Origin of the sequence: Ottowia sp. (genome assembly GCF_047601385.1) — a bacterium.
Lineage (GTDB): Bacteria > Pseudomonadota > Gammaproteobacteria > Burkholderiales > Burkholderiaceae_C > Ottowia.
In genome coordinates this window covers 2,396,986-2,412,859 of record NZ_JASGJP010000001.1, presented here as the reverse complement: position 1 = coordinate 2,412,859, position 15,874 = coordinate 2,396,986, and the positions used below count along the sequence as shown (strand labels likewise).

Sequence of the window (15,874 nt, the reverse complement as noted above, 5' to 3'; positions counted from 1 at the left end):
GCCGTCTATCCCCGGTATTTGTCGGCTCCAGCGAAGGTGAAGCCTCATCTTGCTGCCAATGCGAATGGGGCTGCAACGACGGCCACCATCGCGATGAACTTGATTGCGCTTGACGCGTAGTTGGGGCCGCAGATACGGACGTAAGCCACAAACGCCAACACTGGCCACATGGCAAACAAGACGGCCACTGCCTCTGGCGTTCGCTGGTAAGGAAGGATGCTCGGCCAGAACACTGATGCCGCCGCAGTAAGAAGCGAAGCGATGGAGCCAACAATGAGAACACGCCCTTCAAGGGACTTGGAAACCTGCTCGCGAAAGAAGACGCTGAGGGGTTGGCCGTCCCACCCCGCGGCCAACGGTGGTGCGGAGGCCGGGTCGCGGGCTGCTTTGGCGCCAAGCCAAAGAACCCTGGCGAAGAACATAAGAAGGCCAGCAAAAAGCAGACCGACGGCAATGCCGCCCCACTTCTTTTCGGAAACGGCGACGTACAGCACAAGGGTGTCCAGCATTGCAAGCAAGACGATACCGACGAAGCCGATGGTGCGAAGCATGTGTTGGTGTTACTACAAGGTCTTAGATCGCTCCATCCTACTTGAGCCGAACTGGACGTAATTCACTATAAACGCCATTCGCATGAGACGGGTAGGGATCACAGCCCTTCCGACTTACGCAGCCAGAAAGCACCAAGTCTTCACCTCCGCACAGGACTAGGCCGGGGGTGCTGTCTTGTTTTTTCAAGGCGCTTCGGGGGTCGCTGGTTGCATGCTTTCCGCACGGCGCAGACATCCGCATCTTCTACGATGCCCCAATGCCCCTCACCCCCCACTGCTCCACGCTCGGCCACGGCCCGCTGGTCCTGCTGCTGCACGGCGCGGCCGGCGCCAGCAGAAGCCGCCCGCCCAAGTTGCTAGAGCGCATGCGCAACGATTCGCCGCACGTGCTGGCTGATCGTTTCTCCGCAGCCACGCCCATTCCCCTGATTTCCATGCTGGCGGTACGATGCTGGCGCCGCCAGAATTGCAAGCCAAATAGGCCGCTAGCGCCCGACTGTCAAGCGCGAGAAGCTATATTTTTGGGAGCGATTACATGCTGCGACCGCACGCCGCCGCGCGGCCCTACTCGTCCACCCGCCGCCGCAGCACCTTCACCTGCGCGCGCTGGGCCTTGCCTTGCAGGCGGCGCTGCCTGGAGCCGTAGGTGGGCTTGGTGGGGCGGCGAATCTCGGGCACCTGCGCCGCCTCGGCGACGATGGCTTGCAGGCGCGCCAGCGCCAGGGCGCGGTTCTGCTCCTGGCTGCGGGCGGTCTGCGCCTTCAGCAGCAGCACGCCCTCCTTGGTGACGCGGCGGCCGGGCAGCGCCAGCAGGCGCTCTTTCACCTCGGCCGGCAGCGACGAGGCGCGGATGTCGAAACGCAGGTGCACCGCCGTGGACACCTTGTTGACGTTCTGCCCGCCCGGCCCCTGCGCCCGCATGGCGGTGAACTCGACCTCGCTCTCCTTCACCTCGTGCGCCATGTCCTGCCCCTAGAACCGTTCGCCCGCGGCCAGGTGGCGCCACTGCCCGGCCGGCAGCCCCGCCAGGGGCACGCGGCCGATGCGGATGCGCCGCAGCGCTTGCAGTTGCAGCCCCACCTGCGCGCACATCCATTCCACGCGCTCGGGCGCGATGCCTTTCATGGCGAAGCGCAGGCGCGTTTCGTTCTGCCAGCTCACGTGCGCGGGCGGCAGCGGGCGGCCGGCCCAGGCCAGGCCGTGGCGCAGGCGCGCCAGGCCGCCGGGGGCGATGTCGCCCTGCACCTCGGCCACCAGTTCCTGCTCGATGAAGGCCGCGTCTTCGGTCAGCTTGCGCAGCACGCCCGGCGACTGGCTGAACACGCACAGGCCGCTGGCCGGCGCGGGCAGCGGCAGCAGCGCCTGCAGGCCGCGCAGGTGCGCGGTGCTGGGGCGGATGCCCGAGTCGTCGCCCGGCCAGCGCGCGGCTTCGGCCAGCAGGGCCAGCGCGGCGGCGGTGGTCAGCCCCGCCGGCTTGTGCAGCAGCAGGGTGGCGGGCAGCACCGGCTGCAAACGCGACGGAACGGGCGCCTGCCGGTCCACCTCGACGCGCTGGCCGGGCGCCACGCGCTGCTGCGGCGTGCGCACGCATTCGCCGTCCACCCGCACCCAGCCTTCGGCGACGTACTGCTCGGCCTCGCGGCGCGAGCAGGGCAGCAGCGCGGCCACGGCCTTGGCCAGGCGCTGGCCTTCGCCCTCCGGCGGCGGGCTGGGGTCGCTGGCCGTCACAGCAGCCGCGCCTTCACGCCGCGGCCCTTGATGCGGCCGCCGTTCAGGCGCGCCACGGCTTCGGCCGCCACGTCGCGCGCCACGGCCACGTAGGTGGCGAACTCGTTGATGTCGATCCTGCCCACCTGCTCGCGCGCGTAGCCCAGGTCGGCCGTCAGCGCGCCCAGCACGTCGCCGGGGCGGATCTTGTCCTTGCGGCCGGCCTGGATGTGCACCGTCGCCATGGCCGGCAACTGGCGCCCGCCGGGCGCGGGCGTCAGCTCGGCCAGCGGGTGCCAGGCGGGCGCGCGGCGTTGCAGCAGCTCGATGCGGCCCACGGCGCCCATCTCGTCCAGCGCGGCCAGGCACAGCGCCAGCCCGGTCTGCCCGGCGCGGCCGGTGCGGCCGATGCGGTGCACGTGCTGCTCGGGGTCGGCCGGCACGTCGACGTTGATGACGGCCGCCAGGCCCGCCACGTCCAGCCCGCGCGCGGCCACGTCGGTGGCCACCAGCACGGTGCAGCTGCCGTTGGCGAACTTGATGAGCGTCTGGTCGCGCTCGCGCTGGTCCAGGTCGCCGTGCAGCGCCAGCGCGGCCACGCCCTGCGCGCGCAGCAGCTCGGCCAGCGCGCGACAGCGCGCCTTGGTGTTGCAGAACACCAGCGTGCTGGCGGGCCGAAAGTGCGCCAGCAGCCGCGCCACGGCGGGCAGGCGCTCGTCCTCCGCCACCTCGTACCAGCGCTGCTCGATGTGGTCGGCGCCGTGCTGCGCCTGCACCTTGACGGTGACCGGATCGCGCAGGAACTGCGCCGCCAGCCTGGCGATGCCGTCGGGGTAGGTGGCCGAGAACAGCAGCGTCTGCCGGTCGCGCGGGCAGCCGCGGGCGATCTTCTTGATGTCGTCCACGAAGCCCATGTCGAGCATGCGGTCGGCCTCGTCCAGCACCAGGGTGTTCAGCGCGTCCAGCCGCAGGGTTTCGCGCACCAGGTGGTCGATGACGCGGCCCGGCGTGCCCACCGCCACGTGCGCGCCGTGCGCCAGGCTGGTGGCCTGCCCGCGCAGCGGCGCGCCGCCGGCCAGGGTGACCACCTTCACGTTGTCCTCGGCCCGCGCCAGCCGGCGGATCTCCAGCGTGACCTGCTCCGCCAGCTCGCGCGTGGGGCACAGCACCAGCGCCTGCAGCGCCGGCTGGCCCAGGTCCAGCCGCGCCAGCAGCGACAGCGCGAACGCCGCCGTCTTGCCGCTGCCCGTCTTGGCCTGCGCGATCACGTCGCGCCCTTGCAGCGCCGCCGGCAGGCTGGCGGCCTGGATGGGCGTCATCTCCAGATAGCCGAGGCGGCGCAGGTTGTCCTGGACGGGGGCGGAGAGAGGGAGGGCGGAAAAAGAAGTCGAGGAAACGCTCATGGACTCATCTTAAGTAGATAGGATGCCCCATGCCCCTCATCCCCCACTACTCCATGCTCGGCCACGGCCCTTTAGTGCTGCTGCTGCACGGCGCGGGCGGCGGCTGGCGGGCGTTCGCGCCGCAGGTGGAGGTGCTGGCCAGCCTGGGCTTTCGTGCCGTGGCCTGCGATCTGCCCGGCTACGGCCGCAGCGCGCCGGTGGAGCCCTATGCCTTCAAGGGACTGGCTGCCGGTTGCGCGGCGCTGATCGAGTCGCTGGCGCCGGTGACGGGCGGCGCGCCGGTGGCGGTGGTGGGCCACGGCCTGGGCGGCATGCTGGCGCAGGAGCTGGCATTGCGCCGCCCGGAGCTGGTGCGCCAGCTGGTGCTGGTGGCCACCGCCGCCGCCGTGCTGCCGGGCGACGCCTACGCGCGCCACATTGCGCAATGCCTGGCCTGGCTGGACGAGGGGCGCGCGCCGGCCGACATCGCCGGCACGCTGGTGGAGCGCCTGGCCGGCCCGGGCGCGCTGCCGGCGGGGCTGCAACTGGCGAGCTGGTGCCAGTCGCAGGTGCCTGCGGCCACCTGGCGGCGGGCGCTGCTGGCGATGCAGGCGTTCGACCGCCGCGCCGCGCTGGCCGGGCTGCACGTGCCCACGCTGCTGGTGGCGGGCGAGCAGGACCGCGTGGCGCCGCCCGAGGCGATGCAGGCGATGGCGACGGCCATCGGCGGCAGCGGCCTGTTCACGCTGCCGGGCATCGGCCACCTGCCGCACCTGGAGGCGCCGGACGAGTTCGGGGAGCTGCTGGTGGAGTTCCTGCGCGGCACGCGGGCGCAGCTTCACTGATGCTATTTATTAGATAGCTGCCAGCGCCCGCCAGACGCGCGCCGAAGGCCCAAAAGACATGTAACTTAGCTGCCTGCGGCGCCGCGCACTGCCCGCATCGCATGCGACCCAAAGAGCCCAATGGCCGCGGAGCAGGCCATGCCAGTGCACCCGTGGCCGGGGTCTCCCCGGCCAGTGGGTGCGCCCCCTTCAAGGGGCGAGGCGCAACATCGCGCAGCGAGTGAAGCCACGGGGGTGGCCCATTTCAGCGCACCATCAGCACCGGCGTCTTGCACTGCGCCAGCACCTTGGTGGCGACCGAGCCCATCACCAGGTTGCCCAGCGTGCCGTGGCCGTGCGAACCCATCATGACCAGGTCGTAGCCGCCGCTGTCGGCGGTCCTGGCGATCAGCTCGCCGGCGTTGCCGACCTTGGCCGCGCCCTTGGCCTTGAGGTCGTGTCGCGACAGGAACTTGAGCACCGGCTCCAGCACCTTGGCCGATTCCTCGACGTAGTAGGCGTCCACCGCCTCCTTGCCGACGGCCGCGCGCGCGCGCGGCGGCAGCGCACCCTGCACCGACAGCGCAGTGAACTCGTTGTCGCCGGCGAACATCTCGGGGTGCGTGGTCAGGTAGGCCAGCATCTTCTTGGTGAACGGGCTGCCATCGACGGCCAGCAGGATCTTCATGCGGATTCCTTTGGAAAAAGGGTTGCGGACTCTTCGAGTCTAGGCGCTGCGCCGCCGGCCACCTTGAGCCGCGTCAAGGCCGGACGCGGGCAGCGGGCACTTCCACCACGCCGTGCGGCCGGAACGCCGCCTGCTCGCCCTTGCCGGCGTAGCCCAGCGGGTTGGCGACCACGCGGCAGCGGCCGGCGCGCCAGTCGATGGCGCAGTGCAGGTGGCCGTGCAGCCACAGGTCGGCCAGCGGCAGCAGGTCGTCCAGCGCGTTGCAGAAACCGGCGGTGCCGGGCGTCAGGCCGTAGCGCGGGTCGGCGCTGCGCAGGCTGGGCGCGAAGTGGGTGACGGCGACGGTGGGGCCGTCGAAGGGCTCGGCCAGCGCGGCGCGCAGCCATTGCTGGCAGCGCAGGGATTCTTCGCGCATCTGCTGGGCCAAGAACAGATCACCGTCACGCAAGGTGGCGGCGGAGCGCAGGTAATGGTTGGCGGCGCGGAAGGCCTTCTCGCGCCCCAGCAGGCGCGCCTCGGGCGTGGGCGCCAGCGAGGCCACGCCGTCGAAGTCGGCCCACAGCGTGGTGCCGACGAAGCGCACGCCGCCGATCACGCGCGTGGCGCGCTCCAGCCACAGCAGGCCCAGGCGCTCGCAGGTGGCGCGCAGGCGCGCATGGGCGGCGTCGAAGTCCAGCCCGTCGTACTCGTGGTTGCCGGGCACCACCAGCACCGGCACCGGCCAGCGGGCGAAGCGGCCGAGGCCGAAGTCCTCGTCACCCAGCCCGGGCAGGGCCGAGCCGCGCTGGTAAGAACCGATGTCGCCCGCCAGCACCAGCAGGTCGGCGCCCGGCGCGGGGCTGGGCTGGAAGCCGGGGTTTTCTTCCAGGTGCAGGTCGGACAGGAGCTGGATGTGCATGGCGGGTGTGCGGTGGAGGCGGCAGTTTGTCACGCCACGGCCGCGCGGCGCCGGGATTGGAGTGCCGAGTCTAGGGGTAAACCCTAGGCTCAGCCTAGAATGGCGTCATCGGCCCTGGGGCCATTTCAAGAGAACGCCGGCCCGCAAGGGCGGCGCACCGCATATGTTGAATCTGTTGACCCAATACCTGAGCGCTTTCGCCAAGGACTATCAGAGAGTCATGATGCGCCGCGGCAACGTGGCCGCCAGCCTGATGGAGCGCGCCGCCGCCTGTGCCGGCCGCGACCCGGCGCAGGCCGCCGATCTGCGCAACGCCGCCATGTCCTACCTGGGCGTGATGCGCTGAAGCGCCGCCTTCAGCTATTGAAAGAATAGCTGCCAGCGCTTGCCTGGCAAGCGCTGCGGCCCGATTTGGTCACTGCGGCTGGAAGCCGCTGTCCTGGATGATCTTTTCCCAGGTGCGGGTGTAGCTGCGCACGCGGCCGGAGAACTGGCCCTGCGGCTCGTAGGCCACGTTCAGGCCCAGTTCGGTGAGCTTGCGCTTGACGTCGGGCTGCGCCAGCGCCTTCTGCAGCGCGGCGCCGAAGCGGTCCACCACCGGCTGCGGCGTGCCGGCGGGCGCGAAGACGCCGTACCACGGGTAGTCGCCCAGGTTGGCGAAGCCCAGCTCGGTGAAGGTGGGCACGGCCGGCAGCAGCGGGTCGCGCCTGGCGCCGATGGTGGCGACGATGCGCACCTTGCCGTCCTTCTGGTACTGGATGAAGTCCGGCACCGAGGCCACGCCGGCGGCGATCTGGCCGCCCAGCATGTCGGCCGTCATGGGCGCGCTGCCGCGGTAGGGCGCGGCCTGCACGTCGAGGCCGTACTTCTTGCCCACCAGCTGCACCAGGAACACCGGGATCGAGCCCGGCGCCGGCACGCCGATGGTGTCGCGCCCGCCCCTGGCGGTCTTCACCCAGTTGACGTACTCCTGCATGGTCTTGGCCGGCGTGCCGCCCGAGACGGCCAGCACGTTGGCGAAGGTGGCGAAGCCGGCCACCGGGGTGAAGTCGGCGGCCGGGTCGTAGCCGGGGTTCTTGGTGACCAGCGGCAGGATGGCGATGCTGTGGTCGTGCGTGAGGAACAGGGTATGGCCGTCGGGCGCGGCCGCCTTCAGCGCCTGGGCGGCGATCTGGCCGCCGGCGCCGGCGCGGTTCTCCACCACCACGGGGGCGCCCAGCTCGTCCTTCAGCTTCTCGGCCAGGATGCGCGCGATGGCGTCCGAGCCGGCGCCGGCCGGAAAGCCCACCAGCAGCCGGATCGGCGCGCCCGCTGGCTGGGCGGCGGCGATGCCGGCGGCGGCCAGCAGCAGGCCGGCAGTGAAGGCACGGCGGGCGAAACGGGGGGCTTGGGACATGGCGGACTCCTGCGGAAAATCGTGACGGTTCGTAATGATGCCAAAGAATCCGCGCGCGGGTCGGGCCGGTGGATTATTGGCCAATAACGGCCCCAACGCCCGCCCATCAAGCGTGGTCAGCTATAAATTCAGAAGCGCACAGGCATTCCCGCGCAGGCGGGAATGACGGCAATGTGTGGCGCGGGCGCTCAGTGCGCCAGCGCTTCCAGCCGCTGCTCCAGCGCGGCCTTGGTGGCGGTCAGCGCGGGCGGCAGGCCGTGGGCGAGCTGGGTGAACAGCTCGTCGTGCAGGTGGAACTCCTGCGCCCAGGCGTTTTTGTCGATGCTGGTGACGGTGGCGAACTGCTCGGGGCTGAAGGCCAGGCCGGTCCAGTTGATCTCGCCGTAGGTGGGCGTAATGCCGAACATGGTCTGCTGGCCGGCCGCGCGGTGCTCGGCGCGGTCGATGATCCACTTGAGCACGCGCATGTTCTCGCCGTAGCCGGGCCAGACGAACTTGCCGTCGGCATCCTTGCGGAACCAGTTGACGCAGTAGATGGCGGGCAGCCTGGCGCCGGCGGCCTTCAGCTGCTCGCCCAGCTTCAGCCAGTGGCCGAAGTAGTCGGCCATGTTGTAGCCGCAGAAGGGCAGCATGGCGAACGGGTCGCGCCGCACCACGCCCTGCGCGCCGAAGGCGGCGGCGGTGGTCTCGCTGCCCATGGTGGCGGCCATGTAGACGCCTTCGGTCCAGTCGCGCGCCTCGGTGACGAGCGGCACGGTGGTGGAGCGGCGGCCGCCGAAGATGAAGGCGTCGATGGGCACGCCGGCCGGGTCGTCCCAGGCCGGGTCGAGCGCCGGGTTGTTGGTGGCGGCGACGGTGAAGCGCGCGTTGGGGTGCGCGGCCTTGCGGCCGGCCTGGGCGTCCTCGGGCGTCCAGTCCTTGCCCTGCCAGTCGATCAGGTGGCGGGGCATGTCCTGGTCCTTTTCCATGCCTTCCCACCACACGTCGCCGTCGTCGGTGAGGGCGACGTTGGTGAAGATCACGTTTTCATTCAGGCTGGCCATGCAGTTGGGGTTGGTCAGCGTGTTGGTGCCGGGGGCGACGCCGAAGTAGCCCGCCTCGGGGTTGATGGCGTAGAGCTTGCCGTCACGCGGCTTGATCCAGGCGATGTCGTCGCCGATGGTGGTGACCTGCCAGCCCTCGAAGCCGGCCGGCGGCACCAGCATGGAGAAGTTGGTCTTGCCGCAGGCGCTGGGGAAGGCGGCGGCGACGTGGTACTTGCGGCCCTCGGGGCTGGTCACGCCCAGGATCAGCATGTGCTCGGCCAGCCAGCCCTGGTCGCGCCCCATGTTGGAGGCGATGCGCAGCGCGAAGCACTTCTTGCCCAGCAGCGCGTTGCCGCCGTAGCCGGAGCCGTAGCTCCAGATTTCGCGCGTCTCGGGGTAGTGGACGATGTACTTGACGGTGGGGTTGCAGGGCCAGGCGGTCTGGTCCTGCTCGCCCGCGGCCAGCGGCGCGCCGACGCTGTGCACGCAGGGCACGAACTCGCCGTCGTCGCCCAGCGCCTGGATGGCGCCGCGCCCCATGCGGGTCATCAGCTTCATGTTGACGGCCACGTAGGCGCTGTCGGACAGCTCCACGCCGATGTGGGCGATGGGGCTGCCCAGCGGGCCCATGCTGAAGGGGATGACGTACATCGTGCGCCCGCGCATGCAGCCGTCGAACAGCGGCTCCAGCTTGGCGCGCATCTCGGCCGGCGGGGTCCAGTTGTTGGTGGGGCCGGCGTCTTCCTGCTTCTCGGAGCAGATGAAGGTGCGGTCTTCCACGCGCGCCACGTCCGACGGGTCGGAGCAGGCCAGGAAGGAGCCGGGGCGCCTGGCGGGGTTGAGCTTCTTGAAGGTGCCGGCGTCGACGAGCTGCTGGCACAGGCGGTCGTACTCGGCCTGGCTGCCGTCGCACCAGTGCACGCGCTCGGGCTTGCACAGCGCGACCATGTCGCCGACCCAGGCGATCAGCTTGGCGTTGCGCACGTCATCGGGGACGTTCAGGTCCTTGATCATCCCGGGGGTGAGGGGGGCGTTCATCGGCAGGTCTCCTGTCTCGGATGTTGGAAATCGACTTTCCGAAAACCTGGGGCGGGTCTTGGGAAAGCGGACTTTTGTCCGGACGGTGCTGGGAGGGGGCCGGGGCACCGCGAGGACGGCGGCGCGCTTCAGTATTTATAGCTGCTCGCGCTTGCCTGGCAAGCGCTGGAGCCACTTTTTACCATCAAACGAACCAGGCCGCTCAGGCCATCTTCACGGCGATGAAGGCCAGCAGGAAGATCAGGATCGCGCCGGCCAGCGGGATCACCACGGGGATGTGTTTGGTCACGTCCTCGACCGGGTCGTGGTGGTGCTCGGGCTCGTCGTGGGCTGGCGCGGACATGGGGGCCTCTCGAATGTGAATGAAATGTGACGGATCGGGGCGAACCCCCGATTTTAGGGCAGGTCCTTGTGGCCGGGCGGCGGGGCGGCCGGCTTGTCCTTGCACAGCCGGTCCACCCAGCGCGAGGCCAGCCGCCCGGCCGCCTCGCGCCCGCCGAGGCCGAAGGCCAGCGCCACCGCCACGGCGATGGCGCCCAGCGTCAGCCCGAAGGCCAGGTTGACGATGTCGTCGGCGATGCCCATGGCGCGCAGGCCCATGGCCAGCACGATGCCCAGGATGGCGAAGCGCGCCACCCTGGCCAGCACGGTGCTCTGGCCGCTGGCGCGGGTGATGGCCTCGTGCGCCAGGTTGGCCAGCATGAAGCCGATCACCAGGATCGCCGAGCCCAGCAGCACGTCGCCGGCGAACTCGATGAAGGTGCTGATCATGTCCGAGAAGCGCGCGAAGCCGAGCTGGTTGCCCGCCTCGACCACGGCGAACAGCATGGCGAACGCCAGCGCGATGCGCCCGACGAGGGTGGAGGGCGACGTCTTCTGGAAGGCGTGCGCCATGCCCAGCTTGGCCGGCAGCGTGTCCAGCCCCACGTTGGCCAGCAGGCTCGCCAGCAGGCGCGTGGCGAAGGTGGCGACCATCCAGGTGACGGCCAGGATCAGGCCGGCGGCCACGATGCGCGGCACCGAATCCATCAGCAGCGCCAGCATGTCGGTGGCGGGGCGCGAGATGGCGTCGATGCGCAGCGCGTCCAGCGCGGCGATCAGCGCCGGCACGAACACCACGATGAACACCAGCAGCCCGGCCAGGCTGGACAGCTGCACCGCATCGGCCAGCCCGGCCTTGCTGCCGACCTGGTCGGCGCCGAGCGTGCGCAGCAGGTTGCTGGCCAGGTTGCGCAGCACCGTGGCCACGATCCAGCCGACGCCGCCGATCACCAGCGCCGCCACCACGTTGGGCAGGATGTCCACCGCCTTGGTGGTCATGTCGCGCAGCGGCGAGAGCAGCCCCTCCATTTGCAGCGCGCCCAGCACGGCCGGCACGAACAGCAGGATGACCAGCCAGAACAGCGCGTTCGACAGGCTGTCGCTGATGGGCGAGATGTTGGCGTGCTCCGACAGCTTCTCGTCCAGCGTGGTCTTGTCCAGCACCTTCTGCATCAGCCCGCGCACCAGCGTGGCCACCAGCCAGGCCAGCAGCGCCAGCAGCAGCGCGCCCAGCACGCGCGGCGCGTATTCGAACAGCTGGGTCGTCAGGGCGGCGAACGAGCCCGACACCAGCGCCAGGTCAAGCGCGTTGAACACCGCCGCCAGCGTGAGCAGGATCACCACCCAGAACAGCACCAGCGCCACCACGCCCTCGATGTCCGCCGGCTTGCCGGTGGTGCCCGAGAAGCGCTGGTTCAGCCTGAGCGCGCTTAAGCCCTTGCGCGCGCCGGCCTTGACCAGCGCCGCCACGAACCAGCCGACGATGAAGATCGCCAGCGCCCCCAGCAGCTGCGGAATGTGCAGGCCCAGCGTGCCCTGAAGGGATTCCCACATCGTTGACCAGCCATTCATCTCGGTATTCCTCACTCCATATGGACGATGCGCCCATGATCGCATCGGGGCGGCGGCAGCGTCAACCGGAAGGCCCCGGCGTGCGAAAGTTGCGCGCGCGGCCCCGGCGGGCTGTATTCCCCCGCCGCGCCGATTGCGTTATGGTCAGCCTCAGCCTAAGTCCAGGCTGCGCCCTCACGGAGGATTGCCATGGCGAAGCGGTTGGTTTCGGTCCCTGATCAAGCGGGCATGCTGGCAGCACCCGGCATGGCCGGCGCGCCCGTGCTGGACCTGATGTGCTCGCGCTTCGTGCTCACGCTGGCGGCCCAGCAGGGCGGCAAGTTCAACGTGCGGCGCGACATCAACGGCCTGATGTCGCTGGCCGGGCGCCACCTGATGTGGCCCGAGCCGGTGCTGGCGCGCCTGCGCGAGTTCCTGGCGCGCCGCTGCAAGGACAACGAGTTCTGGCGCGGCCACGAGCAGCTGGCGCACCCCGAGTTCCTGGAGCGGCACGGCGTCTGGCGCGGCCCCTACGAAGAAGGCACGCTGTTCTTCTACCTGGACGAATACGCCAAGGATTCGCCCAAGGACCTGCTGGCGCTGCTGGCCGCCACCGGCCAGTGGCTGGCGCACACGCTCAAGAAGCAGTCCACGCTGGTCGAGAAGAACATCGACGCGCTATCGAACCTGTTGCAGCTCAACAAGGCGGAGCGCGCGCTGCTGCTGTATGGCACGCTGGCGCGCTACCAGCGCGATCTGCGCAGCATCCTGGTGGAGTTCAAGGTCAACAACGCGCCCGAGGCCTACGCGGCGATTGCCGCCATCGCCGGCGTCAGCGCCACCGAGGTGGGCGAGGCGCTGCGCGCCGGCGGCCGGCTGGAGCGCATCGGCCTGGTCGAGAACCTGATCTCCGAGCACAGCATCACCGACCTGGCCGACCTGATGAAGGTCAGCGAGAAACTGCCGCCCGTGCTGATGCGCGAATACCGCGACCGCGCCGAGCTGATGGCCGTGTTCACCCGCCCGGCCGCCAGGAGCGAGCTGAAGGCGGCCGACTTCGCCTTCGCCGGCGACGATGTGCAGGTGCTCGTCAACCTGCTGCGCAAGGCCCAGGCCACCAAGGCCGCGGGCGTCAACGTGCTGCTCTACGGCCCGCCCGGCACCGGCAAGACCGAGCTGGCCAAGGTGGTCGCGCGCGAGGCCGGGCTGGACCTGTTCGAGGTCGAGTACGCCGACCGCGACGGCAACAGCCTCTCCGGCCGCGACCGCTACCGCTCCATGCAGATCGCCCAGGTGTTCCTGAAGGGCTCGCAGGAGGCGGCGCTGCTGTTCGACGAGGTGGAGGACGTGTTCCCGCCCATCAGCGTGGACGCCGCCGGCCTGATGGCGCGCCAGGAGCAGCAGGCGCTGACGGCGGCGGTGGGCCACAGCGTCAACGGCAAGGCGTGGGTCAACCAGATCCTGGAGAGCAACCCGGTGCCCACGATCTGGGTCACCAACCGCATCGAGCAGATCGACCCGGCCTTCCGCCGCCGCTTCGCCTACCACCTGGAGCTGACCTCGCCCCCGCCCGGCGCGCGCGAGCAGCTGGTGCGCCGCACGCTGGACGGCGTGGCGGTGAGCGACGCCTTCGTCGCCAAGCTGACCGAGCGCAAGGGCCTGACGCCGGCGCAGATCCGCACCGCGGTGCGCTTCGCCGAGCTGGCGCACCCCGGCGACACGGCCGGCGGCGAGGCGTTCGAGGCGCTGATCGAGCGCCAGCTGAAGAACTCCGACGCCGCCCTGGGCCGCCAGCCCGACGCCGCCGCCAAAGGGCGCCGCCAGGTCACCACCTACGACCTGGGCATGCTGAACGTGGAGAGCCGCTTCGAGATCCCGCGCATCGTCGAGGCCCTGAAGGCGCGCGGCCACGGCGCGCTGTGCTTCTACGGCGCGCCCGGCACCGGCAAGACCGCGCTGGGCGAGTACATCGCCCAGCAGATGGACAAGCCGCTCATCGTCAAGCAGGCCAGCGACCTGGTGAGCAAGTTCGTCGGCGAGACCGAGCAGAACATGGCCGCCATGTTCAAGGAGGCCGCCGCCGAGAAGGCCGTGCTGCTGCTGGACGAGGCCGACAGCTTCCTGCTGGACCGGCGCGGCGCCCAGCGCAGCTACGAGGTGACCGAGGTCAACGAGATGCTGCAGCAGATGGAGCGCCACGACGGCGTGTTCATCTGCACCACCAACCTGCTCGACCGCATCGACCAGGCGGCGCTGCGGCGCTTCACCTTCAAGATCAGGTTCAAGCCGCTCACGGCCGAGCAGCGCGAGAAGATGTTCGTCACCGAGGCCCTGGCCGGCGACGCCGGGCAGCTGACCGGCGAGGTGCGGCAGCGGCTGGCGAAACTGGAGCAGCTCTGCCCCGGCGACTTCGCCGCCGTCAAGCGACAGACCGACATCCTGGCGGCCGAGTTCACGGCGGAGGAGTTCCTGGAGCAGCTCGAAGCCGAGCACCGCATCAAGCCCGAGGTGCGCGAGCAGCGCAGCATGGGCTTCGTGCACTGACGCGCTGGATCAGCGCACGGCCTCGACGTACATGGTCTGCAGCGGGCGGTAGACCGTGCCGTCCACCGCTTTCATCGTGTGCTGCCAGGCCATCAGGGCGTAGAACCGGGCGGGCGCCCCGCCCGCCGGCTCCCAGACGTAGAGCTGTAGGTCCGTGCTGCCGCTGTCGAGGGAGGGCGCGCGGCGCCAGCGGGGGCCCAGTTGCTGGTCGATGGACTGGCGCAGTTGCGCGTCGGTCACGTCCGCCGCGGCCGCCAGGCGCTTGCCGCCGTAAGGCACGCGACCGCCGTTCGCCGGATAGCGGCCCTTGAGGCGGATGACGGCTTCGTCGAACCAGGCGGAGCTCTCGTCGTGGTGGGCGAACCGCCGCGTGCCCGCCGGCAGCCAGGCGCCGGGATCGGCGTGAACCAGGTGCCCGCCGGCCAGCAGAGCCGCGCCTCCGATCATGGAGAGCGCGTGCCGACGGGTGGGAGTTCGCACGGGCCCCATCACATCAATTGTGGCGCACGATCGACACCTTGGCGTTGTAGGCCGCCGCGGCCGGGCCTTCGTAGCGGTTGCCCCGTGCATCGAGCGGCAGCGCCAAATCCTGCAAACCCTGGCCCAGCTCGGTGCGATTGCCATTGGCTTCGTTGATCATGGCATCGACGACGTTGGCCCCGGTGGCCAGCGTGATGCCGGAGCCGCGCCCCAGGCTGGCGGCGCTGACCGCGGTCAGGATGATGCTCTTGATGATCGTGCCCTGGGTGGTGGCGTCGGTGTTCAGGTTGTCCAGGCCGAGGCGCATGGCGCCGGTGTAGTAGCCCAGGTTCTCGGCGTTCTGGTAGTAGGGCTTTCCGGTGGTGCCGGGCGCCTGCTGCTCGATGAAATGGGCCGGGTCCATGCCGGTGCCCGCGCCCTGCAGCTGTGCCAACTGGTTGCCGATGGTCTTGGCGCCGGCCTTGGGGTCGGCGCGCAGCACTTCCGAGGTGTAGATGGACAGGCCCTTGCCGTACTGGTCGGCCTTCTGCAATTCGTTGACGATGCCGCGCACGTCGGTGTTCAGCAGCTGGGTGAGCCCGTCGGCCACCTGCTTGGCGGCCTGGTCGGTGCCGACGCCCACCACGGGGAACCTGGTGTCGTCGCGCATCTTCTGCAGGGCGCCGGCCCCGGCATCGAAGACGCGCGCCTTGACGGCCGGGTCGTTGCTGGACGAGGCGGCCCGCAGCAGGGCGGTGAGCTGCTTCGGGTCGTGCGAGACGCTGACGCTCGACTCGCCATAGGTGGTGTGCTGGTTCAGCCCGGCGGTCGCCACCTTGTCCAGCGTGGCGTCGTCGAGCGCGTTGATGGCCTCGTTGAACGCGGCGGGGTCGTTGCCCATGCTGCTCAGCACGTCCAGGATCGCTTCGGCTTCCTTGTCGCCGGCCTCCGACCAGGAGCCCCCGACCATGACGCCGCTGTCGTGGTCGTCGTCGGCCGTGCGCGGCGCCATTTCCTTGATGAAAGCGACCTTGGTGTCCGAATCGGCGTGCTGGGCGACGGCCTGCCCCAGGGCCATGACGTCCTGGCGGTCGTCGAAGGCCTTGGCCAGGCGCGCCAGCTGCTTGCCGTCCAGACCCTCGGCCAGCGTATTGAAGAGGTCGCGCTTCTCGTCGGCCGACAAGCCGTTGGCGCCGCCGAGGCCGCTGGCGTTGACGTCGTCGGCCAGCTCCTGCAGATCGTCGTCCGACAGCCCGGCCGCCACCTGGTTGCGCTCGTCCGCGGTGAGAGCCTTCAGATCCTCCACCGTCTGGTGCAGGTGCTCGTTGCGGTTCAGCCCCAGAAACCCGTCGTCGCGGGTGCGTTGCTGGATGTTGTTCGTGACTGCGGCGACGTCGCCCATGATCTGCCTCGCTATGAATTGAAGTTGGCAGTCACTCTATACATTGTGCGTGCAGGCCGATACTGGGATGGTTCCCATCGGGATCGGT

Annotated in this window: 15 protein-coding genes; 3 read left to right on the top strand and 12 right to left on the bottom strand. The window is 69.9% G+C overall.

The window, feature by feature from the left end; genetic code table 11:
- Window positions 1–44 precede the first annotated feature (44 nt).
- The 4 genes from QM772_RS11785 to dbpA all read right to left on the bottom strand — a co-directional run bounded on the left by QM772_RS11785 (window position 45) and on the right by dbpA (window position 3,661).
- Window positions 45–551 carry a hypothetical protein gene (locus QM772_RS11785; RefSeq protein ID WP_415136660.1) on the bottom strand — a complete coding sequence of 169 codons (507 nt, stop codon included), beginning with the start codon at window positions 549–551 and terminating at the stop codon, window positions 45–47.
- A gap of 564 nt (window positions 552–1,115) precedes the next feature.
- Window positions 1,116–1,514: an alternative ribosome rescue aminoacyl-tRNA hydrolase ArfB gene (gene arfB, locus QM772_RS11780; protein ID WP_415136658.1), complete on the bottom strand. Its 399-nt coding sequence runs from the start codon at window positions 1,512–1,514 to the stop codon at window positions 1,116–1,118.
- A gap of 9 nt (window positions 1,515–1,523) precedes the next feature.
- Window positions 1,524–2,279 (bottom strand): RNA pseudouridine synthase, encoded by a 756-nt coding sequence (locus tag QM772_RS11775; RefSeq protein ID WP_415136656.1) that lies wholly within the window; start codon window positions 2,277–2,279, stop codon window positions 1,524–1,526.
- Window positions 2,276–3,661: an ATP-dependent RNA helicase DbpA gene (dbpA, locus tag QM772_RS11770; RefSeq protein WP_415136654.1), complete on the bottom strand. Its 1,386-nt coding sequence runs from the start codon at window positions 3,659–3,661 to the stop codon at window positions 2,276–2,278. Before dbpA ends, QM772_RS11775 begins: the two co-directional genes overlap by 4 nt.
- 29 nt (window positions 3,662–3,690) lie before the next feature.
- On the opposite strand from dbpA, the gene QM772_RS11765 reads away from it, so the two are divergent.
- Complete coding sequence (locus tag QM772_RS11765) at window positions 3,691–4,485, top strand: alpha/beta fold hydrolase (protein WP_415136653.1); 795 nt, start codon at window positions 3,691–3,693, stop codon at window positions 4,483–4,485.
- A 244-nt stretch (window positions 4,486–4,729) separates the two neighbouring features.
- Here the strand turns inward: QM772_RS11765 and QM772_RS11760 are convergent, their stop codons facing one another.
- Window positions 4,730–5,152, bottom strand: coding sequence for a universal stress protein (locus tag QM772_RS11760; protein ID WP_415136651.1), 423 nt, complete (start codon window positions 5,150–5,152; stop codon window positions 4,730–4,732).
- A 73-nt stretch (window positions 5,153–5,225) separates the two neighbouring features.
- Complete coding sequence (locus QM772_RS11755) at window positions 5,226–6,050, bottom strand: metallophosphoesterase (protein WP_415136649.1); 825 nt, start codon at window positions 6,048–6,050, stop codon at window positions 5,226–5,228.
- Window positions 6,051–6,225: 175 nt separating this feature from the next.
- Between QM772_RS11755 and QM772_RS11750 the strand changes: the two genes are divergently transcribed.
- On the top strand, window positions 6,226–6,396 hold the full coding sequence (locus QM772_RS11750; protein WP_415136647.1) for a hypothetical protein: 171 nt from the start codon (window positions 6,226–6,228) through the stop codon (window positions 6,394–6,396).
- A gap of 69 nt (window positions 6,397–6,465) precedes the next feature.
- On the opposite strand, the gene QM772_RS11745 is transcribed toward QM772_RS11750, so the two are convergent.
- The 4 genes from QM772_RS11745 to QM772_RS11730 form a co-directional block, all read right to left on the bottom strand.
- On the bottom strand, window positions 6,466–7,446 hold the full coding sequence (locus tag QM772_RS11745; protein WP_415136645.1) for a Bug family tripartite tricarboxylate transporter substrate binding protein: 981 nt from the start codon (window positions 7,444–7,446) through the stop codon (window positions 6,466–6,468).
- A gap of 188 nt (window positions 7,447–7,634) precedes the next feature.
- Window positions 7,635–9,509 carry a phosphoenolpyruvate carboxykinase (GTP) gene (locus QM772_RS11740; protein ID WP_415136643.1) on the bottom strand — a complete coding sequence of 625 codons (1,875 nt, stop codon included), beginning with the start codon at window positions 9,507–9,509 and terminating at the stop codon, window positions 7,635–7,637.
- A gap of 202 nt (window positions 9,510–9,711) precedes the next feature.
- Window positions 9,712–9,852, bottom strand: a complete 141-nt coding sequence (locus tag QM772_RS11735) for a hypothetical protein (RefSeq protein ID WP_415136641.1) — start codon at window positions 9,850–9,852, stop codon at window positions 9,712–9,714.
- A gap of 53 nt (window positions 9,853–9,905) precedes the next feature.
- Window positions 9,906–11,402 (bottom strand): mechanosensitive ion channel, encoded by a 1,497-nt coding sequence (locus tag QM772_RS11730; protein WP_415136639.1) that lies wholly within the window; start codon window positions 11,400–11,402, stop codon window positions 9,906–9,908.
- A 189-nt stretch (window positions 11,403–11,591) separates the two neighbouring features.
- Here QM772_RS11730 and QM772_RS11725 point away from each other — a divergent pair, with 189 nt between their 5' ends.
- Complete coding sequence (locus QM772_RS11725) at window positions 11,592–13,925, top strand: ATP-binding protein (protein ID WP_415136637.1); 2,334 nt, start codon at window positions 11,592–11,594, stop codon at window positions 13,923–13,925.
- Between the two features lie 9 nt (window positions 13,926–13,934).
- Here QM772_RS11725 and QM772_RS11720 read toward each other — a convergent pair whose 3' ends face one another.
- Together QM772_RS11720 and QM772_RS11715 are read right to left on the bottom strand one after the other, a co-directional pair.
- A complete protein-coding gene (locus QM772_RS11720) occupies window positions 13,935–14,372 on the bottom strand; it encodes a hypothetical protein (protein WP_415136635.1) in 438 nt (145 codons plus the stop codon).
- A gap of 46 nt (window positions 14,373–14,418) precedes the next feature.
- Window positions 14,419–15,786: a hypothetical protein gene (locus QM772_RS11715; RefSeq protein WP_415136633.1), complete on the bottom strand. Its 1,368-nt coding sequence runs from the start codon at window positions 15,784–15,786 to the stop codon at window positions 14,419–14,421.
- Window positions 15,787–15,874: the final 88 nt, after the last annotated feature.